Source organism: Catellatospora sp. KI3 (assembly GCF_029948125.1).
Taxonomy (GTDB): domain Bacteria; phylum Actinomycetota; class Actinomycetes; order Mycobacteriales; family Micromonosporaceae; genus Catellatospora.
Window position 1 is genome coordinate 1 of record NZ_JASAMB010000008.1, and the last position, 19,298, is coordinate 19,298.

General features: G+C 72.8%; 18 protein-coding genes. 4 read left to right on the forward strand and 14 right to left on the reverse strand.

Features of this window, described 5'->3' with window-relative positions:
* Nucleotides 1-440: 440 nt before the first annotated feature.
* Entirely contained in the window at nt 441-1,697 is a 1,257-nt protein-coding gene (gene tyrS / locus QEZ54_RS14855) for a tyrosine--tRNA ligase (protein WP_281305177.1), read from the reverse strand.
* Between the two features lie 176 nt (nt 1,698-1,873).
* Here tyrS and QEZ54_RS14860 point away from each other — a divergent pair, with 176 nt between their 5' ends.
* Nucleotides 1,874-2,593: an ABC transporter ATP-binding protein gene (locus QEZ54_RS14860; RefSeq protein ID WP_281305178.1), complete on the forward strand. Its 720-nt coding sequence runs from the start codon at nt 1,874-1,876 to the stop codon at nt 2,591-2,593.
* Nucleotides 2,590-3,405 (forward strand): ABC transporter permease, encoded by an 816-nt coding sequence (locus QEZ54_RS14865; RefSeq protein ID WP_281305179.1) that lies wholly within the window; start codon nt 2,590-2,592, stop codon nt 3,403-3,405. The genes QEZ54_RS14860 and QEZ54_RS14865 overlap by 4 nt, the downstream gene beginning before the upstream one ends.
* Here the strand turns inward: QEZ54_RS14865 and QEZ54_RS14870 are convergent.
* From QEZ54_RS14870 to QEZ54_RS14915, 10 genes are all read right to left on the reverse strand, one after another.
* Nucleotides 3,388-4,020, reverse strand: a complete 633-nt coding sequence (locus QEZ54_RS14870; protein ID WP_281305180.1) for a DNA-3-methyladenine glycosylase — start codon at nt 4,018-4,020, stop codon at nt 3,388-3,390. The two genes, QEZ54_RS14865 and QEZ54_RS14870, sit on opposite strands and share 18 nt — an antisense overlap.
* A gap of 8 nt (nt 4,021-4,028) precedes the next feature.
* Nucleotides 4,029-5,219 (reverse strand): acyltransferase, encoded by a 1,191-nt coding sequence (locus QEZ54_RS14875; RefSeq protein ID WP_281305181.1) that lies wholly within the window; start codon nt 5,217-5,219, stop codon nt 4,029-4,031.
* Nucleotides 5,220-5,334: 115 nt separating this feature from the next.
* Nucleotides 5,335-6,747 carry an argininosuccinate lyase gene (argH, locus tag QEZ54_RS14880; RefSeq protein ID WP_281305182.1) on the reverse strand — a complete coding sequence of 471 codons (1,413 nt, stop codon included), beginning with the start codon at nt 6,745-6,747 and terminating at the stop codon, nt 5,335-5,337.
* Nucleotides 6,748-6,886: 139 nt separating this feature from the next.
* On the reverse strand, nt 6,887-7,408 hold the full coding sequence (locus tag QEZ54_RS14885; protein WP_281305183.1) for an arginine repressor: 522 nt from the start codon (nt 7,406-7,408) through the stop codon (nt 6,887-6,889).
* Nucleotides 7,409-7,428: 20 nt separating this feature from the next.
* Nucleotides 7,429-8,349: an ornithine carbamoyltransferase gene (gene argF, locus QEZ54_RS14890; protein ID WP_281305184.1), complete on the reverse strand. Its 921-nt coding sequence runs from the start codon at nt 8,347-8,349 to the stop codon at nt 7,429-7,431.
* A complete protein-coding gene (locus QEZ54_RS14895; RefSeq protein WP_281305185.1) occupies nt 8,346-9,599 on the reverse strand; it encodes an acetylornithine transaminase in 1,254 nt (417 codons plus the stop codon). Before QEZ54_RS14895 ends, argF begins: the two co-directional genes overlap by 4 nt.
* Nucleotides 9,596-10,480, reverse strand: a complete 885-nt coding sequence (gene argB / locus QEZ54_RS14900) for an acetylglutamate kinase (RefSeq protein WP_281305186.1) — start codon at nt 10,478-10,480, stop codon at nt 9,596-9,598. Before argB ends, QEZ54_RS14895 begins: the two co-directional genes overlap by 4 nt.
* Nucleotides 10,477-11,631 carry a bifunctional glutamate N-acetyltransferase/amino-acid acetyltransferase ArgJ gene (argJ, locus tag QEZ54_RS14905; RefSeq protein ID WP_281305187.1) on the reverse strand — a complete coding sequence of 385 codons (1,155 nt, stop codon included), beginning with the start codon at nt 11,629-11,631 and terminating at the stop codon, nt 10,477-10,479. The genes argB and argJ overlap by 4 nt, the downstream gene beginning before the upstream one ends.
* 55 nt (nt 11,632-11,686) lie before the next feature.
* Complete coding sequence (argC, locus tag QEZ54_RS14910) at nt 11,687-12,700, reverse strand: N-acetyl-gamma-glutamyl-phosphate reductase (RefSeq protein WP_281305188.1); 1,014 nt, start codon at nt 12,698-12,700, stop codon at nt 11,687-11,689.
* Nucleotides 12,701-12,773: 73 nt separating this feature from the next.
* Nucleotides 12,774-13,022: a hypothetical protein gene (locus QEZ54_RS14915; protein WP_281305189.1), complete on the reverse strand. Its 249-nt coding sequence runs from the start codon at nt 13,020-13,022 to the stop codon at nt 12,774-12,776.
* A 122-nt stretch (nt 13,023-13,144) separates the two neighbouring features.
* Here QEZ54_RS14915 and QEZ54_RS14920 point away from each other — a divergent pair, with 122 nt between their 5' ends.
* Entirely contained in the window at nt 13,145-13,717 is a 573-nt protein-coding gene (locus QEZ54_RS14920) for a winged helix-turn-helix domain-containing protein (protein ID WP_281305190.1), read from the forward strand.
* Complete coding sequence (locus tag QEZ54_RS14925) at nt 13,714-14,991, forward strand: MFS transporter (RefSeq protein WP_281305191.1); 1,278 nt, start codon at nt 13,714-13,716, stop codon at nt 14,989-14,991. The genes QEZ54_RS14920 and QEZ54_RS14925 overlap by 4 nt, the downstream gene beginning before the upstream one ends.
* A 220-nt stretch (nt 14,992-15,211) precedes the next feature.
* On the opposite strand, the gene QEZ54_RS14930 is transcribed toward QEZ54_RS14925, so the two are convergent.
* The 3 genes from QEZ54_RS14930 to pheT are packed head-to-tail and all read right to left on the reverse strand — an operon-like array spanning nt 15,212 to nt 19,298.
* A complete protein-coding gene (locus tag QEZ54_RS14930) occupies nt 15,212-15,919 on the reverse strand; it encodes a dihydrofolate reductase family protein (protein WP_281305192.1) in 708 nt (235 codons plus the stop codon).
* A gap of 8 nt (nt 15,920-15,927) precedes the next feature.
* Nucleotides 15,928-16,818: a dihydropteroate synthase gene (gene folP, locus QEZ54_RS14935; RefSeq protein ID WP_281305193.1), complete on the reverse strand. Its 891-nt coding sequence runs from the start codon at nt 16,816-16,818 to the stop codon at nt 15,928-15,930.
* Nucleotides 16,818-19,298: a phenylalanine--tRNA ligase subunit beta gene (gene pheT / locus QEZ54_RS14940; RefSeq protein ID WP_281305194.1), complete on the reverse strand. Its 2,481-nt coding sequence runs from the start codon at nt 19,296-19,298 to the stop codon at nt 16,818-16,820. The genes folP and pheT overlap by 1 nt, the downstream gene beginning before the upstream one ends.

Here is a 19,298-nt window from a genome sequence, read left to right on the forward strand (position 1 = left end):
GCGACTCCCGAGATGTTCTCTCGGCCGCCTCCGGGGCAACTCATCCAGCTTACCCATCCGGTCGCTTCGTGTCAAACCCGAATTTTCGGATCTGCCCGACTCGTCCGTTTGGACACCCCGCACACACCAAACCCCTGAGGGGCTGAGCGGTTCGGGGGAACCAGTGACCCGGCCGACGCGGCTGATCCGAAGGAACTCGGCACCGCTGTCCGCCCGGCTCGTCACCGGCTCGATTACCTTACCCGGTCGGGTTCGCGCGATCAAATCCGCCCCGCCCGGTGCGCTCCGTCCACTTTCACCTAGACCCTCGGGCCCTGGCGTTTTTGTCCGTTCCGCGCTGGCAGAGAGAACATTACGGGGGACGCGCCGCCGATCGCAAATCGGCGGGCAGCGTCCCCCGTCACATGATCCAGAGGTCCCTATCCGGGCAGGTCAGCGCCTCAGCGAGCCAGCTCCGCGCCCGCGATGGTCTTCTTGCCGCGCCGCAGCACCAGGAACCGCCCGTGCAGCAGCAGGTCCTCCGACAGCGGGGCGTCGGCGTCGGTGATGCGCTCGTTGTTGACGTACGCCCCGCCCTCGCCGACGGCGCGCCGCGCCTCGCCCAGGCTCGCCGCCAGGCCCGCCTCCTTGAACAGCACCGACACGCTGGGCAGTTCGGAGACCGTGACCAGGCCCGCCTCCGACAGCGCCGAGCGCAGCGTCGAGGGCGCCAGCTCGTCCAGCGCGCCCCGGCCGAACAGCGCCTGCGACGCCGCGACCACCTGGGCGCACTCGTCCTTGCCGTGCAGCAGCGTGGTCAGCTCCTCGGCCAGCGCCTTCTGCGCCGCCCGCGCGAACGGCCGCTCGGCGGTCTCGCGCTCTAGCTCCTGCAGCTCCTCGCGGGTCCGGAAGGAGAAGTACTTCAAGTAGCGCAGCACGTCGCGGTCGTCGGTGTTGATCCAGAACTGGTAGAACGCGTACGGGCTGGTCATCGACGGCTCGAGCCAGATCGCCCCGCCCTCGGTCTTGCCGAACTTGGTGCCGTCGGCCTTGGTGACCAGGGGCGTGGTGAACGCGTGCACGGGCCCGGCGCCCCGGCGGCGGATGTAGTCCACGCCCGCGGTGATGTTGCCCCACTGGTCCGAGCCGCCGAACTGCAGCCGGCAGCCGTAGCGCTGGTGCAGCTCGAAGTAGTCGTGCGACTGCAGCAGCTGGTAGCTGAACTCGGTGAAGCTGATGCCGGTCTCCAGGCGGTTCTTCACCACGTCGCGGGCCAGCATCTTGTTGACCGGGAAGTGCTTGCCCACGTCGCGCAGGAACTCGATCGCCGACAGCTTCGAGGTCCAGTCCAGGTTGTTGACCATGCGCGCGGCCGCCGGGCCGTCGAAGTCGAAGAACGGCTCCACCTGGCCGCGGATCTTGCCGACCCAGCCCTCGACCACCTCGGGTGAGTTGAGCGAGCGCTCGCCGGACTCCTTCGGGTCGCCGATCTGGCCGGTCGCCCCGCCGACCAGCAGCAGCGGCCGGTGCCCGGCCAGCTGGAAGCGGCGCGCGGTGAGCACCTGCGTCAGGTGGCCGAGGTGCAGGCTGGGCGCGGTCGGGTCGAAGCCGACATAGAAGGTCAGCGGGCCGTTGGCCAGGTCTTCGCGCAGCTCGTCAAGGCCGGTGCAGTCCTGCAGCAGGCCGCGCCACTTCAGGTCGTCGAGGATGTCCGTCACGCCGTCGATTGTCGCGCATGGCGGGTGTGGCCCGGCAACCGGTTTGGTCCCGCTCCGCGCCCGGCCGCGCGGCCGTGACCAGCACTTCCGGGTGGGGGTACGGCGTGACGGCGCTCTCGTCATACCCCCGTGAAAATGGATTGTCCCCACCCGGGCCCCGCGCCACCATGGCGAATGTGACAGTCCTCGATGTGCGGGCGATCCGCAAAGCCTTCGGCGCGGTGCAGGCCGTCGACGGCGTCAGCCTGCGGGTCGAGCCCGGTGAGATCGTCGGGCTGCTCGGACCGAACGGCGCGGGCAAGAGCACCACCCTGCACATGGTGCTGGGCCTGATCTCCCCTGACTCGGGCACGGTGCGGCTGTTCGGCCGCGACCCGGCCCGCAACCGCACCGAGGTGCTCAGCCGGATCAACTTCGCCGCCGGCTACCTCGGCCTGCCCGGCTCGCTGCGGGTGTGGGAGGTGCTGCGGTCCTTCGCGTTCTCCTACGGCGTGGCGCGCCCGGCCGCCCGCGTCGACGAGGTGATCGAGCTGCTGGACCTGGGCCGGCTCCGGAACCAGCGGTTCCGCGAGCTGTCGTCGGGGCAGCAGACGCGGGTGCAGCTGGCCAAGGCCCTGATCAACGAGCCGGAGCTGCTGGTGCTGGACGAGCCGACCGCCAGCCTGGACCCCGACGTGGGCGACCGGATGCGCGAGCTGCTGCTGGCGCAGGCCCGCGAGTCGGGGCGGGCCATGCTGATCACCTCGCACAACATGCGGGAGGTGGAGCGGATGTGCCATCGCATCCACTTCATCGCCGAGGGCCGGATCGTGGCCGAGGGCAACGCCGAGCAGCTGGCCGGCGCGTACGGAGTGGCCGACCTCGAAGAGGTCTTCCTGAAGGTGGCCCGGCAGTGACGACATTGCTCGCCCCCGGTGCCGCCGCCTCGCGCAGGCGGATCTGGGGCATCATCCTGCGCGACTTCTACGCGTTCCGCGGCAACACGCCGCGCTGGATCGAGACGGTCTTCTGGCCCACCCTCGAACTGATCATCTGGGGTTCGGTCTCGCTGTATCTGCAGGCCAACGCCGTGTCGATGGCGGTGAGCGCGCTGCTGGGCGCGACGCTGCTGTGGCAGGTGCTGTACCGGTCGCAGGGCGAGCTGTCGCTGGCGTTCCTGGACGACATCTGGAGCCGCAACCTGGTGAACCTGTTCGTGACCCCGGTGACGGTGCGGGAGTACCTGGCCGGGCTGGTGCTGTTCGGCTCGTTCAAGATGATCGTCAGCGCCACGGCGATGGGCGGGCTGGCGCTGCTGCTGTTCGGGTTCGGGCTGTTCGGCATGGGTCCGGCGCTGGTGCCGTACATGGTGGTGCTGATCGTGATGGGGTGGGCGCTGGGCGTCTTCGCGATCGCGGTGGTGCTGCGGTTCGGGGCCAGCGCGCAGGTGCTGGCGTGGATCCTGTCGTTCGTGTTCCAGCCGTTCTCGGCGGTGTTCTACCCGCTGTCGGTGCTGCCCGCGGCGATGCAGACGGCGTCGAAGGCGGTGCCGGCGTCGTACGTGTTCGAGAGCATGCGCACGGTGCTGGCCGGGGGCGCGTTCGACTGGGCGGCGCTGGGCATCGCGGCCGCGCTGGACGCGGTGTACGTGGCGCTGGCGCTGGGCTTCCTGGCGTACGCGCTGCGGCACGCCCGCGACCACGGCAAGCTGTCACGCTTCGGCGACTGAGCCCTTCGGCGTGCTCCGGCGGCGCGGCGTGTGCCGCCGGTACGCGCTGACGGTCCGGTCCCCGGCGATCCAGAACCGCCACGGCACGTCGTGCGCGGCAGCCACGCCCACGCGCGGACCGGCGGTGATCGACTGCGGGTCGACCGGGCGGGTCGGCGGGCGCAGCAGCAGCGGGCCGGTGCCGTCGAGCATCGAGGTGCCGTTGGCGGACGGGTCGACGCCGAGCGCCACGACCAGGCGGGCCGGGCCCCGGGCCAGGTCGCGGTGGGCGACGTCGCCGCGGCGGGTGCGGGCCTGCTCCTCGCCCGCGATCACCTCTCCGGCGCGGACCAGCACCGCGGCGGCCTCACCGGTGCGGCCGCAGACGATGTTGAGGCACCAGTGGGCGCCGAAGATGTAGTAGAGGTAGGCGTGGCCCGGGGCGCCGAACATGACGGTGGTGCGCGGGGTCGGGCCCCGGTGGGCGTGCGAGGCGGGGTCCTCGCCGGTGCCCGCGTACGCCTCCAGCTCGGTGATCCTGATCCGCACCGGGCCGCAGGACAGCTCCCAGCCCAGCAGGGTGCGGGCCGTCTGCGGGATCTGCGCGGCGGGCGCGTGCAGCCATGGGTAGTCCACCGCTACAGCTAACCCTGCCGGGTCGACTCGGGGTCACCGGCCTCGCGCAGTTGGCGCAGGGACGCGGTGAGCCGCTGCTTCATCCAGCGCGCCATCTTCGTCTCGACGTACCGGTGGATCAGCCACGCGGCCGCGAGCAGGCCCGCGACGACTAGCGCGAGCGTGGCCCAGGCGGGCATCCGGCCGCCGAGCGCCAGCACGGCCGTGGCGCCGGCCGCGTGGTGGATGAGGTACAGCGGGTAGGTGAGCGCGCCGACCGTGGTGAGCCAGGACCACCTGACCCAGGAGAACTTCCCGAGCGCCACCCCGATCATGATCAGGAAGAAGGCGGTGATGATCGCGACCAGCGGCGGGTAGAACCGGTGCAGGTTCTCCGCCTTGCCGATCTCGATCACCATCGCGAGCAGCCAGGACATGCCGACGATGGACCACAGCAGCAGGTTCGCGCCGAACCGGTGGATCAGGTACAGCGCCATGCCGGCGACGAAGTAGGGCGCGTAGTCCGCCGCGGTGAGCCGGGTCAGCCAGTCCACCCGCAGGTTGAGCGCCACGACGGCCACCACGGTCCAGGTCAGGCAGAAGACGACCACCCGCCGGTAGGTCACCCCGCGGTTGACGACCGCGAACACGAACAGGATGTAGAAGACGAGCTCGACCGTGAGCGTCCAGTACGACAGGTCGACGTGCGGGATCTCCAGCAGGCCGTTGAGCATGGTGAGGTTGGCCAGCACCTCCTGCCCGGAGCGGTGCCTGCCGTACAGCGGCCACAGCGTCAGCAGCGCCGTGGTGCCCAGCACCGCGACCCAGTACGCCGGGTACAGCCGCACCGCCCGCGACACGAAGAACTCGCCGGAGGAGCGGCCCCAGCTGCTCATGCAGATCACGAAGCCGCTGATGAGGAAGAACAGCTGCACGCCCAGCCAGCCGAACCTGCTCACCACGTGCAGCGGCGCCAGCGCCGACCGCTCGTCGCCCCAGATCCACGGGTGCAGGCTGACCAGGTGGAAGCTGACCACCATCATGGCGGCGGCGAAGCGCAGCACGTCGAGCACGTACAGCCGGGGGGCGGCCCGGGTGGGGACCGCGGGCTGCTCGGCGGGCTGCTCGGCGGCGGTCCGCTGCTTCGGCACGACGGCGGCCGGGGCCGCCGGGTGCGGCGCCGCCTCCGACAGCGGGGAGGTGACGTCCGTCTGGGTCATGGTTCTCCGTTCGGTGACTCCCGGCACCGGGCGGGTCGGGTGCCCGGCGCCGGGAGTGCTGCGACGACGGAGCCGCAGCCTAGCCGAAACCCGTCCGGCGCGGCAGCGGTGCGGGTCAGCGCGGGACGACCGACTCCGCCGACCAGTCGTGCCACGTCTTGAGCTGGTCCTGGACGGCGGCGAGCTGGTCGGCGACCGGGCCGGGGCCGGTGGAGCCCGGCGTGGTCCGGGCCGCCAGCGCCGAGGTCACGGTCAGCACGTCGCGGACCGACGGGTCCAGGTGCTCGCTGACGGCGGCGAGGTCGGCGTCGCTGACCTCGTGCAGCTCGCAGCCGCGCACCGCGCACAGGGCCACCAGCCTGCCGGTGATCTCGTGCGCGTCGCGGAACGGCACGTGCCTGCGGACCAGCCAGTCGGCGACCTCGGTGGCCAGCGAGAAGCCGACGGGCGCGGAGGCCGCGAGGCGGTCGGTCCGTACCGTCATGGTGGCGATCATGCCGGTGAGCGCGGGCAGCACCAGGCTGAGCGTGTCGAGCGCGTCGAAGACGGGCTCCTTGTCCTCCTGCATGTCCCGGTCGTAGGTCAGCGGCAGGCCCTTGAGCATGGTCAGCACGTTGACCAGCCCGCCGATGAGGCGGCCGGCCTTGCCCCGGGCCAGCTCGGCGATGTCGGCGTTCTTCTTCTGCGGCATGATCGACGAGCCGGTGGCGAAGGCGTCGTCGAGCTCGACCCAGCCGAACTCGTACGAGGTCCACAGCACCACCTCCTCGCCGAGCCGGGACAGGTGCACCCCGAGCAGCGCGGTGGCGAACAGGAACTCGGCGACGAAGTCGCGGTCGCTGACGGCGTCCATCGAGTTCGCGAACGAGGTGCGGAAGCCCAGCTCCTTGGAGACGGCGACCGGGTCGAGCGGCAGGCCGGAGCCGGCCAGCGCCCCGGCGCCGAGCGGGCTGACGGCGGCGCGGTGGTCCCAGTCGCGCAGCCGCTCCAGGTCGCGCAGCAGCGGGTGTACGTGCGCGAGCAGCCAGTGCCCGAAGGTGACCGGCTGGGCGTGCTGGACGTGGGTCATGCCCGGGGCGGGGGTGTCGACGTGGCGGGCCGCCTGGTCGGTGAGCGCCTCGGCCAGCTCGGTGACGGCACCGGCCAGGCCGCGGGCGTGGTCGCGCAGGTACAGCCGCAGATCGGTGGCGACCTGGTCGTTGCGGGAGCGGCCGGCGCGCAGCTTGCCGCCGAGGGTGCCCAGGCGCTCCAGCAGGCCGCGCTCGAGCGCGGTGTGCACGTCCTCGTCCTCGACGGTGGGCCGGAAGGCGCCGGTGGTGACGGCGGCGTCGAGGTCGTCGAGCGCGGCGAGCATCTGGCCGAGCTCGTCGGGGTCGAGCAGCCCGGCGGCGGCGAGCACGCGGGCGTGGGCCCGCGACCCGGCGATGTCGTACGGGGCGAGCCGCCAGTCGAAGTGGACGCTCACCGACAGCCGCGCCAACGCCTCGGCCGGTCCGTCGGCGAACCGCCCTCCCCAGAGCCTGGTCATGCTTGTGTTCCTCTCTCGCTGCTGATGCTGCTACTGCCGTCTACAAGGCGACGCGTTGATCATGAGGTTATGGCGGCGACACACCGTCGAACCGTGCCATGAGTTCATGATCAACGCGTTGGAAACGTCCCGCGAGCCGTTACAGGGGGTCGTCGGTGTCGTCGACGGGGGTGGTGTCCAGGGCCCAGGCCTGGAACTTGGCGGCCAGGGCCTCGCCGGCCTCGGTGCCGCGGGCGACCACGAAGATGGTGTCGTCGCCGGCGATGGTGCCGACCACGTCGGGCAGGCCGCTGCGGTCGATCGCGCTGGCCAGGTAGTGCGCCGCCCCAGGCGGGGTGCGCAGCACGGCCAGGTTGCCGCTGTGGTCGGTGCCGTTCAGCACCTCGCGCAGCAGCCGGATCAGCCGGGCCGGGCCCATGGCGGCCGGGCGCAGGGCCGGATGCCCGTCCTCGGGGATGAGGTAGACCGCGGGGCCGCCGTCGCGGCCGCGTACCTTGACCGCGCCGAGCTCCTCCAGGTCACGCGAGAGCGTGGCCTGGGTGACCTGGACGCCCTCGGCGGCCAGCAGCTCGGCCAGCTGCGTCTGCGACGTCACGCCGCCGCCCCGGATCATCTCCTCGATCCGGGCATGGCGCGCGGTGCGGGTCTGCGGTGCGGTCATCGGGCATCAACCCCTGGGTCTCAGGACTGGTTCATCAGGAACGTCAGCAGCGCCTTCTGGGCGTGCAGCCGGTTCTCCGCCTGGTCGAACACGGCGCTGGCCGGTCCGTCCATCACCTCGTCGGTGATCTCCTCGCCCCGGTGGGCGGGCAGGCAGTGCAGCACGATCGCGTCCGGGTGGGCGTGACCGAGCAGCGCGTCATTGACCTGGTACGGCAGGAAGGGCGTGATCCGGTCCAGCCCGTCGCCCTCGTGGCCCATGGACGTCCAGGTGTCGGTGGCGATCACGTCGGCCCCGGCGGCGGCCTGCTTGGCGTCGGAGAACTCCTGCACCGAGCCGCCGGTGCGGGCCGCGACCGCCGCGGCGCGCGCGACGATCGCCGGGTCGGCGGTGAAGCCGTGCGGTCCGGCGATGCGCACGTGCATGCCCGCCACCGCCCCGCCCAGCAGGTACGAGTGGGCCATGTTGTTCGCCGCGTCGCCGACGTACGTCAGCACCCTCCCCTTGGGCGTGCCCAGCCGCTGCCGGACCGTCTGCAGGTCGGCCAGCACCTGGCACGGGTGGAAGCTGTTGGTCAGCGCGTTGACCACCGGCACCGTGGCCGCGGCGGCCAGCTCCTCGATCCGGGTGTCCTCGAAGGTGCGGATGACGATGGCGTCGACGTAGCGCGACAGCACCCGGGCCGCGTCGGACATGGTCTCGCCCCGGCCGAAGTGGGTGTTGGTGGCGTCGATGAGCACCGCGTGCGCGCCCAGCTCGGAGATGCCGACCTCGAAGGAGACCCGGGTGCGCAGCGACGGCTTCTCGAACAGCACCGCGATGGCCCGCCCGTCCAGGGCGGTGCGGCTGCCGAGCCGGTCGGCGGCGTACACCTCGGCCAGGTCGAGCACCTGCTCCTGCTCGGCGGAGCTGAGGTCGTCGTCCTTGAGGAAATGCTTCATGCGGCTTTCTCCTGGGCGGGAGCGTCGGCGGGGGCGGCCTGCTCGGGGACGGCGGCGGCACCGAGCGAGTCGAGGGCCTGGGCGAACCCGGCCAGGAACGCGTCGGCCTGCTCGGCGGTGAGGACCAGCGGCGGGGCGAGCCGGATCACGTCGGGCTGGTTGGCGTTGACGATGAACCCGGCCTCCAGCAGCGCCGCGGCCAGCGGCTTGGACGCCGGCGCGGTCAGCGTGACGCCGAGCAGCAGCCCGGCCCCGCGTACGCCGGAGACCAGCGGGTGGTCGAGGGCTTCGATGCCGCGCCGGATGCGCTCGCCGATCCGCTTGACGTGGTCGAGCAGCCCGTCGGCGGCGATGGTGCGCAGCACCGCCAGCGCCGCGGCGCAGGCGACCGGGTTGCCGCCGAACGTGGTGCCGTGCTGGCCCGGCGTGAACAGGGCCGCCGCGCCGCCCGGGTGGCTCTGCGCGAACGCGCCGTCGGAGAAGGCGATCGCGGCGCCGATGGGCAGGCCGCCGCCCAGGCCCTTGGCCAGCGTGATGATGTCGGGGGCGACGCCCTCGGCCTGGTGGGCGAACCAGTGGCCGGTGCGGCCGATGCCGGTCTGCACCTCGTCCAGGACCAGCAGCGCGCCGTTCCTGGCGGTCAGTTCACGGGCGGCGGCCAGGTAGCCGGGCGGCGCCGGGACGACGCCGGACTCGCCCATGATCGGTTCGAGGATGACCATGGCGGTGTCGCCGTCCACGGCGGCGGCCAGCGCGGCGGTGGAGCCGTACGGCACGTGCACGACGTCGCCCGGCAGCGGGCGGAACGGGTCGGCCTTGCCCGGCTGGCCGGTCAGCGCCAGCGCGCCCATGGTCCGGCCGTGGAAGGCGTCCTTGGCGGCGACGACCTTGCTGCGGCCGGTGCGCCGGGACATCTTGAACGCGGCCTCGTTCGCCTCGGCACCGGAGTTGCCGAAGAACACCTTGCCGGGGCGCCCCGTCAGCGCCAGCAGCAGCTCCGCCAGGGCGACCGGCGGCTCGGCCACGAACAGGTTCGACACGTGCCCCAGCTGCGAGATCTGCTTGGTCACCGCGGCCACCACGGCCGGGTGGCCGTGGCCGAGCGCGTTGACGGCGATGCCCGCGAGCAGGTCGACGTACTCGCGGCCGGACTCGTCGACCACCACCGCACCCTTGCCGCTGACCAGGGCAAGCGGCGGGGTGCCGTAGTTGTCCATCATCGACTGCTTCCACCGGTCGGTGAGAGTCACGACGTCTCCTCAAGGTCGGCGTCGGGGACCACCATGGTCCCGAAGCCCTCGTCGGTGAACAGTTCCAGCAGGGTCGAGTGCGGCACCCGGCCGTCGACCACGTGCGCGGCGGGCACCCCGCCCTGCACGGCGCGCAGGCACGCCTCCATCTTGGGCACCATGCCCGCCGACAGGGTCGGCAGCAGCACCTCCAGCTCCTTGGCGGACAACCGCGAGAGCAGGGTGGAGGTGTCGGGCCAGTTCGCGTACACGCCGGGGACGTCGGTGAGGACGATCAGCTTGCGGGCGCCCAGCGCGACCGCGAGCGCGGCCGCGGCGGTGTCGGCGTTGAGGTTGTGCGGCACGCCGTCCTCGTCGGGGGCGACGGTGGAGACCACCGGCACCATGCCCTGGTCGAGCAGCGTGTGCAGCAGCTCGGTGCGCACGGCCCCGGCGTCGCCGACCTGGCCCAGGTCGACCTGCTGGCCGTCGACCACGGTGCCCCGGCGGACCGCGGTGATCAGGCCGCCGTCCTCGCCGCACAGGCCGACCGAGCGCACACCGTGCGTACCGATGGTGCGGGCGAGGTCCTTGCCGATGCCCAGCAGCACCATCCGCACGATCTCCATCGCCTCGGCGGTGGTGACCCGCAGGCCGCCCTTGAACTCCGAGGCGATGCCCATCCGGTCCAGCATGGCCGAGATCTGCGGGCCGCCGCCGTGCACCACCACCGGGCGCAGCCCGGCCGCGCGCAGGAACGCCATGTCGGCCGCGAACGACGCCCGCAGCTCGGGCGTGGTCATGGCGTGGCCGCCGTACTTGACCACCACGATCGCCCCGTGCAGCCGGTTCAGCCACGGCAGGGCGCCGACCAGCGCCTGTGCCCGCTCCTGCGGCGTCATGAGCTGTACGCCGAGTTCTCGTGCACGTACGCGTGGGACAGGTCGTTGGTCCACACGGTCGCCGACTCGTCGCCGGCGTTGAGGTCGATCGTGATCTTCACCTGCACTCCGCTCAGGTCCACCTTGGCCCGGTCCTCGGCGGCGGCGCCCGCGCGGCACACCCAGACCCCGTTGACGGCCACGTCCAGCTCGTCGCTCTCGAACACCGCGGCGGTGGTGCCCACCGCGGCCAGGATCCGGCCCCAGTTGGGGTCCTTGCCGAACAGCGCCGTCTTCACCAGGTTGTTGCGGGCCACCGCCCGGCCGACCTCCACCGCGTCGTCCTCGGTCTCGGCGTTGACCACCTCGACCGCGACCTGCTTGGTGTGCCCCTCCGCGTCGGCCAGCAGCTGCCGGGCCAGGTCGCGGCAGGCGGCGGTGACCGCCTGGGTCAGCTCCTCCTGCGTCGGCTCGACGCCCGAGGCGCCCGAGGCCAGCAGCAGCACGGTGTCGTTGGTCGACATGCAGCCGTCGGAGTCGAGCCGGTCGAAGGTGACCCGGCACGCCTCGCGCAGCGCCTCGTCCAGGGCGTCGGCCCCGGCGACCGCGTCGGTGGTGAGCACGCACAGCATGGTGGCCAGGGCCGGGGCGAGCATGCCGGCGCCCTTGGCCATACCCCCGATGGTCCAGCCGTCGCCGGTCAGCTCGACCGTCTTCGACCGGGTGTCCGTCGTCATGATCGCCTCGGCGGCGGCGAAGCCGCCCGCCTTGGCCAGCGCCTTGGCCGCGCCCTCGATGCCCGACAGCAGCTTGGGCATGGGCAGCCGCTCGCCGATCAGCCCGGTCGAGCAGACCGCGACCTGGCCCGCGCCCATGCCGCCCAGGCGGCGGGCGACGAACTCGGCGGTGGCGTGGGTGTCCTGGAAGCCGCCCGGCCCGGTGCAGGCGTTCGCGCCGCCGGAGTTGAGGACCACGGCCTTGACCGCCCGGCCCTTGATGATCTGCTGCGACCACATGACCGGCGCGGCCTTCACCCGGTTGCCGGTGAAGACGGCGGCGGCGGTGGCGTCCGGGCCGTCGTTGACGATCAGCGCCACGTCCAGCTTCCCGGCGCCCTTCAGCCCGGCCGCCACCCCGGCGGCCCGGAAGCCCTTCGGCGAGGTGACGGTCACCGTGCCAGCCTCTCGTTCGCGACTGCGGGGCTCCGCTTCGCCGCACTCTTCCCACTCACGGTGCCACCCCGAACGCCGACAGGCCCGCGGTCTCGGGCAGGTCGAACATGATGTTGGCGTTCTGCACCGCCTGCGCGGCGGCGCCCTTGCCGAGGTTGTCGATGGCGCTGACCACGATGATCCGGCCGCTGTCCACGTCCACGGTCGCCTGCAGGTGCGCGGCGCCGGAGCCGAGGGTGGCGGCGGTGTGCGGCCAGGCGCCCTCGGGCAGCAGGTGCACCAGGGGCTCGTCGCCGTACGCCTCGGCGAGCACCGCGCGGACCACCGCGGGGGTGATGTCGCAGCTGGTGGGTTTGGCGGTGACGGTGGCCAGGATGCCGCGCGGCATCGGGGCGAGCACCGGCGTCAGCGACAGCGAGCGCGCGCCGGTGGCCTGCTTGATCTCGGGCACGTGCTGGTGCGCGCCCACCTTGTACGGGCTCAGGTCGCCCATGACCTCGCTGCCCAGCAGGTGCAGCTTGGCGGACTTGCCCGCGCCGGAGGTGCCGGAGGCGGCCACCACGACCACGTCGTCGGCGTCGGCCAGGCCGCTGTGCAGCAGCGGCGCCAGCGCCAGCGTGATCGCCACGGCGTAGCAGCCGGTGTTGGCGACCCGGTGCGCCTGGGCGATCTTCGCGCGCTGGCCGGGCAGCTCGGGCAGGCCGTAGACCCAGGCGCCCGCGTGGGCGCCGCCGTAGTAGCGGGTCCAGGCGTCGGCGTCATGCAGCCGGTGGTCGGCACCCAGATCGACAACCTTGACTGTGTCGGGCAGAATGGCGGCCAGCGCGGCGGACTCGCCGTGCGGCAGCGCCAGGAAGACCAGGTCGGCGTCGGTGAACGCGTCGAGGCCGGTCTCGGCTAGGGTCAGGTCGAGTCCTGTCAGGTGGGGGTGCACCGAGGCGAGCGGCTTGCCCGCCTGGCTGTGCGCCGTGGCGACCGCGAGCTCGAACTCGGGGTGCCCGGCGATCAGGCGCAGCAGCTCCCCGCCCGCGTATCCGCTGGCACCGGCGACCGCGACCCGGATTCCCATAATGACCTCCGCATAACTATTCGTGATGAGAATACGGCCCACTGCATTTTCATGCAAGTGAGGCGCGGGTCACTCACTCCAGCGGAGGCACCCCCACGAGGACCTCGAACAGGCAGGCGCAGGCAGCGGCCTCACTGTCGAAGGCCTCGCGCACGTCGTAGCGGTCCTGGCCGTACACCCCGATCTCCCAGCGCGGCCCTGCCTGCCGCAGGAACCAGCAGCCCGCAGGCACGGGCACATGCTCGTGTACGCCCGGAACCTGGAACGACTCCGGCGGCTGCCCGGCCTCCAGCAGGGCCAGCACCAGCTCGTGCCGCTCCACCCGCGCCTCCTTCCCGCCGACTCCCCCGCTCCAGCTTCTACCGCATCCCCGGCCCAGGGTGCCCGAACCACTCCCCAATAAATCTTTGACGGTTGCCCGCCGCCATGCTTAAACTCCCCAACATGTCTTTGGGAGATGACCTCGGCCCGGTCGAGGAGCCGTCCCTGCGGGCGGTCACCGGCGGGCTGCGCGCGCTGGCCCACCCCATCCGCCTGCGCATTCTGTCCCTGCTCACCGGCGCGGCCATGAGCGCCGCCGAGGTCGCCCGGGAACTGGGCATCACCCACGCCAACGCCAGCTACCACCTGCGCCTGCTGCTGGCCAACGGCACCATCACCGTCGGCGAGGAGGAGCAGGTGCGCGGCGGCCGCGCCAAGCGCTACCGGTACGACCTCGACCGCGACCTGACCCTGCACCCCGACCGGCCCGAACCCGCCCGCGACCTCGAAGGCTCCCGCCTCGTCTACGCCGCGCTGGCCGCCGAGCTCCAGCGGCGCGCCCAGTCGATGATCGCCACAAGCGGCAACTTCCTCGCCGACGCCGAGCTCTGGGTCGACCCCGACGACTGGCGCGAGATCCGCGACCGCATCACCGCCGCCGGCGACGACCTGCACCGCCGCGCCCGCCGCCCGCACACCCCCGGGACGCTGCACGTCAGCGCCACGATCGCCCTGTTCCGAATGGAAGAACCGTGACCCTCGCCGCCGCTCTGGCGCCCCTGCGCCACCCCGCGTTCCGCAACCTCGCCCTCGGCCGCCTGATCAGCCTGCTCGGCAACGCCGTCGCCCCGATCGCGCTCGCCTTCGCCGTGCTCGACCTCACCCGCTCCGCCAGCGCCCTCGGCCTGGTCGTGGGTGCCCGCTCACTCACCAACGTGGCGTTCGTACTGTTCGGCGGCGTCATCGCCGACCGGCTCCCCCGGCACCTGGTCATGGTCGGCTCCGGCCTGCTGGCCGCCGCGACCCAGGCCGCCGTCGCCGCGCTCGTGCTCACCGGCGCCGCGACCGTGCCGCTGCTGATGGCGCTCAGCGCCGTCAACGGCATGGTCAGCGCGTTCGCCTGGCCCGCCACCGCCGCGCTGGTGCCGCAGACCGTCCCGGGCGACCTGCTCCAGCAGGCAAACGCCCTCAACCGGCTAGCCGGCAACGGCGCCATGATCGGCGGCGCCGCGCTGGGCGGCACCCTGGTCGCCGCCGCCGGACCGGGCTGGGGCCTGGCCGTCGACGCGGCCACCTTCGCCCTCAGCGCGCTGTTCTTCACCCTGGTCCGGGTCACCGACGTACGCGACCGCACCGCGCCCCGGCAGGGCGTGCTCGCCGACCTGCGCGTCGGCTGGCACGAGTTCACCGCGCGCAGCTGGGTGTGGATCGTCGTGCTCGCCTTCACGGTGCTCAACGCGACCTGGGTCGGCGGGTTCAGCGTGCTGGGCCCGGCGGTCGCCGACGGCACCATCGGGCGGTCCGGCTGGGGGCTGGTGCTGGCCGTGGAGACCGCGGGCATGGTCGCGGGCGCGCTGGTGGCGCTCCGGCTCAAGCTGCGGCGGCCGCTGCTGGTCGGGTGCGTGTGCATGCTCGCCGAGGTGGCATTCCTGGTGACGCTGGCCGAGTGGCCGGGGTCGCTGGTGACGCTGGTGGTCGTCGGGTTCCTCAGCGGGGCGGCGGTGGAGCAGTTCGCGATCGCGTGGGACATGTCGCTGCAGCAGCACATCCCGTCGGACCGGCTGGCCCGGGTATACGCGTACGACATCCTGGGGTCGATCATGGCGGTGCCGCTGGGGCAGATCGCGGCCGGACCGGCCGCCGCCGCCATCGGCACGTCGAACACGCTGCTCGCGGCGGCGGGCATCAACGCGGTGGCGGTGCTGGCGATGGTGGCCTCGCGCGGCGTACGCGGCCTGCGCGCACCCACCCCACCCACCGCCGCCGACCCGGCGCCCGTGCCCGCCACCACAAGCGCCGTCACCGGCTGACCCAGCCACCCGCGCGCCCTCGGCGCCGCACGACCGCCCCGCGCCTTCCACATACGTTGGCCTATCTCATCGAGTTCGACCTACGTGGAGTCGACGAGATAGGCCGACGTATATGCGAAAGCGGCGCGCGCGGGGCGGCGCGCGCGGTGGGGACCGGGGTGATCGCGGATCGTGGACGCTGGGTGCTGCCATGGCAGCACCCAGCGTCCACGATTTCAGATCATGGGCGGCGGTAGCGGAGGAACAGGTGGGTGCCGTCGGTGAGGGTGTGGGCGAGCGCGAGCCGACGTGGCTCCATCACCGCCTCCCCCGCCACGATCCGCGAGGCCCCCGGCCCCGCCAGCACCGGGCTCAGCGTCAGGCACACCTCGTCCAGCGCATCGGCCGCGGCGAACTGCCCCGCCAGTCCCGGCCCGCCCTCGCACAGCACCTGGCCGAGCCCGTGCGCGCGCAGCCCGGCCAGCATCCCGGCCGGGTCACCGGCCCGGACCACGTCCGCCGCCTCGGCGAAGGCCGCGGGCACGTCCGCGTCGGCCGAGGTGACCAGCAGCGGTCGCGCCGGGGACGTGGTGAGCACGTCGAGGTCGAGGTCGAGGCGGGCGCTGACGACGGCCAGGCGCGGATGCGGCGCCAGCCCGGCGGCCTCGCGCAGGGCGGCCAGCGCGTCGCCGATCAGCGGCCCGGTGTACCCCTCGGCCCGGACCGTCCCCGCGCCGACGAGCACCACATCGGCCTGCGCCCGCAGCAGCCCCAGCAGCTCCTGGTCGGCGGGGCTGCCCAGGCCGCCGGAGCGCCCGCCGAGGGTGGCCGCGCCGTCCAGCGACGAGACCATGTTGAGCCGGACCAGCGGCTGCCCGCCGCGCGGGTACGCCGCGAGCAGGTCCCGCCGGTCCAGCTCCTGCTCCGGTACGGGCCACAGCCTGCGCATCCACGACCTCACATGTTGTGCACGGTGTAGGCCGGCTGCCGCCAGCCCATGATCGCCTCGGTCATGCGTACCGCGTCGACGGATTCGACGACGTTGTGCATGCGCACGATGCGGGCGCCGAGCAGCACGCAGGTGACCGCGGCCGCCAGGCTGCCGGACAGGCGCTGCTCGCGGGGGCGGTCCAGCGTCTCGCCGATGAAGTCCTTGTTGGAGACCGCCGCCAGGCAGGGGTAGCCGATGGCGGTGATCTCGGACATGCGCCGGGTCAGTTCGAGCGTGTGGAAGGTGTTCTTGTTCAGGTCGTGGCCGGGGTCGATGACGATCTGCTCGGGCCGTACCCCCCGGTCGAGCGCGACCTGCACGCGGGCCCGCAGGAACGCGCCGATCTCTCCGGCGACGTCGGCGTACTGCGGCTTGGGGTAGTGGGTGCGCGGCTTGGCCAGGCTGTGCGTGATGATCAGCTGGGTGCCGGGGCGCTGGGCGACCAGGTCGGCCAGCGCCGGGTCGTGCAGGCCCGTGGTGTCGTTGACGATGTGGGCGCCCGCGTCCAGGCACTCCCTGGCCACGTCGGCGCGGAACGTGTCCACGCTGATCACCAGGTGCGGGTGCCGCGCGACGGCGGCCCGCACCACCGGCAGCACCCGGTCCAGCTCCTGCTCGGCGGGCAGCTCGCCGTCGTTGGGCGAGAACTTGACCCCGCCGATGTCGATCCAGTCCGCGCCGGCGGCGGCCGCGGCATCGACTGCCGCGACCGCCTTGTCCAGCGCGTAAGTGGCCCCCTGGTCGTAGAACGAGTCAGGGGTCCGGTTCACCACCGCCATGACCGCGACCTGGCGGTCGAAGTCGAACTCGCGTCCGGCGATGACCCGCCTCGGGGCGATCAGTTCGGGGATGAACATCAGGCGCCGCGCAGCACCGCGCCGAAGCGCTCGGCGGTGACCGCCACGGCGGCGTCGCGGGCGGCGACGGCCTCCTCGACGGTGAGGGTCCGGTCGGGCGCCCGGAAGGTCAGCTTGTACGCCAGCGACCGCTGCTCGGCCCCGAGCTGCTCGGACGTGTACACGTCGAACAGCCGCACCGACTCCAGCAGCGGACCGGCGCCCTCGGTCAGGGCCGCCTCGACCTGCGCCGCCGGCACCGAGGCCGGCAGCACCAGCGCCACGTCGATCAGCGCGGGCGGGTACGTCGAGAACACCGGCGCCGGGGTGGTGCCCGGCAGCGGCACCGCGTCCAGGTCCAGCTCCATCGCGCAGGTGCGCTTGGGCAGGTCCAGGGCGGTGCAGACGGCCGGGTGCAGCTCGCCCGCGTGGCCGACCACGACGCCGTCGACCGAGATCGCGGCGCAGCGGCCCGGGTGCCACGGCGCCTTCTCGGCAGCGCTGATCGTCACCGAGGCGGCGGGCACCGCGGCGGCCGACAGCACGTCGCGCGCGGCCTGCACGGCGTCGGACCAGGACGCCGCCCGGCCCGCCCCCCACCAGCCGGAGCGCTCGAACTCGCCGCACAGGACGGCGGCCACGTGCCACGGCTGGGTGGGCACGCTGGCGTTGGCCTTCTCCCACAGCGCGGGGTCGGGCTTGCCGGCCACGCCCATGACCGGCGGGATCCCGGCCGACAGGTCGGGCAGGAAGACCAGGCCCTGCTCGTACAGGGCGAGGTCGCGCTGGCCGCGGCCGACGTTGCGCCGCAGCGCCGCCAGCAGCGGGGGCAGCAGACTGGTCCGCATCAGCGGTTCCTCGTCCGACAGCGGGTTGGCCAGCTTGACCGTGTCGGTGGGCAGCCCGAGGGTCGCCAGCACCGACGCGGAGACGAACGGGTACGACAGCACCTCGACATACCCCTGCTCGGCCAGCGCCCGGCCCACGGTGCGCTTGCGCCGCTGCGACGGGGTGAGGCCGTTGCCGGGCGGGGCGACCGGCAGCGTGCTGGGCACGTTGTCGAACCCGTCCAGGCGCACCACCTCCTCGACCAGGTCGGCGGTCTCGCGCAGGTCGGGGCGCCACGAGGGCGGGATGACGTCGACGTGGTCGTCGTACACGGCGGTGTCGCAGCCGACCTCGGTGAGCAGGTCGCCGACCCGGTCGACGGAGTAGTCGACGCCGATCAGGCGGCTGGCCCGGTCGCCGGGCATGGAGATCATGACCGGGTCGGGGGCGTGGTCGATGTCGAGGACGTCGGCACCGGCCTGGCCGCCGCCGTGCTCGACCAGCAGCGACACCGCGCGCTCGATCGCGACCAGGCACAGCTGCCGGTCCACGCCGCGCTCCCAGCGCTTGGCCGCCTCGCTGAACAGCTTGTGGCGGCGGGCGGTCCGGCCGACCATGGTCGGGTCCCAGTGCGCGGCCTCGAACAGCACGTTCGTCGTACCGTCGACGACCTCGGAGGTCTGCCCGCCCATGACCGCGGCCAGGGACACCGGGCCGGTCTCGTCGCAGATCACCATGTCCTCGGCCGACAGCACGCGGGCCTGGCCGTCGAGGGTGGTCAGCTTCTCGCCCTCGGTGGCCCGGCGCACCACGAGGCCGCCGGCGATCCGGTCGGCGTCGAAGGCGTGCATCGGCTGGCCCAGCTCCAGCATCACGTAGTTGGTGATGTCGATGGCCAGCCCGAGGGTGCGGACACCGGCCGTGAGCAGCCGCTTGGCCATCCAGGACGGGGTCGGCGCGGCCGGGTCGACGCCGCGCACCTGCCGGGCGGCGAACCGGTCGCAGCCCGCGGTGTCGAGCACCGTCACCGGCCAGGCCGGGGTCGCGGTGGCACCGGGCGCCGGGGCGATGCCCGGGTCGCGGAACGGGACCTTGAAGGCGTGGGCGAGCTCGCGGGCCAGGCCGCGGACCGACATCTGGTAGCCGCGGTCGGGGGTGACCGAGACGTGCACCTCGATGTCGTCCAGGCCGACCACGCCACGGGCGTCGTCGCCGGGCACCGCCTCGACCGACGTCGGCAGGATGATGATGCCGTCGTGGTCGCCGGACAGGCCAAGCTCGGCCGCCGAGCAGATCATGCCGTGCGAGTTCTTGCCGTACGTCTTGCGCGCGCCGATGGCGAACCCGCCGGGCAGCACGCCGCCGGGCAGGATCACCACGACGAGGTCGCCCTCGGCGAAGTTCCGGGCGCCGCAGACGATCTCCTGCGGCGCGCCGGTGCCGTTGGCCTGGCCGACGTCGACGGTGCAGAAGCGGATCGGCTTCTTGAACTCGGTCAGCTCCTCGATGGTCAGCACCTTGCCGACCACCAGCGAGCCCTGCACGGAGTGGCGCTGGTCGTGGATCTCCTCGACCTCGATGCCGAGGTTGTTCAGCGCGAGGTCGAGATCCGCCGCGCTCAGGTCGGCAGGCAGGTCGACGTACTCCCGCAGCCAGGAAAGGCCAACCTTCAT

Bases quoted from the DNA above. Each gene is read 5' to 3' on its own strand.
- QEZ54_RS14875 (WP_281305181.1), bottom strand. From the start codon at position 5,219: ATGACCCAGACGGACGTCACCTCCCCGCTGTCGGAGGCGGCGCCGCAC.
- argF (WP_281305184.1), bottom strand. From the start codon at position 8,349: ATGAAGCATTTCCTCAAGGACGACGACCTCAGCTCCGCCGAGCAGGAG.
- argH (WP_281305182.1), bottom strand. From the start codon at position 6,747: ATGACCAGGCTCTGGGGAGGGCGGTTCGCCGACGGACCGGCCGAGGCG.
- argB (WP_281305186.1), bottom strand. From the start codon at position 10,480: ATGACGCCGCAGGAGCGGGCACAGGCGCTGGTCGGCGCCCTGCCGTGG.
- QEZ54_RS14920 (WP_281305190.1), top strand. From the start codon at position 13,145: ATGTCTTTGGGAGATGACCTCGGCCCGGTCGAGGAGCCGTCCCTGCGG.
- folP (WP_281305193.1), bottom strand. From the start codon at position 16,818: ATGTTCATCCCCGAACTGATCGCCCCGAGGCGGGTCATCGCCGGACGC.
- argC (WP_281305188.1), bottom strand. From the start codon at position 12,700: ATGGGAATCCGGGTCGCGGTCGCCGGTGCCAGCGGATACGCGGGCGGG.
- QEZ54_RS14885 (WP_281305183.1), bottom strand. From the start codon at position 7,408: ATGACCGCACCGCAGACCCGCACCGCGCGCCATGCCCGGATCGAGGAG.
- QEZ54_RS14930 (WP_281305192.1), bottom strand. From the start codon at position 15,919: ATGCGCAGGCTGTGGCCCGTACCGGAGCAGGAGCTGGACCGGCGGGAC.
- pheT (WP_281305194.1), bottom strand. From the start codon at position 19,298: ATGAAGGTTGGCCTTTCCTGGCTGCGGGAGTACGTCGACCTGCCTGCC.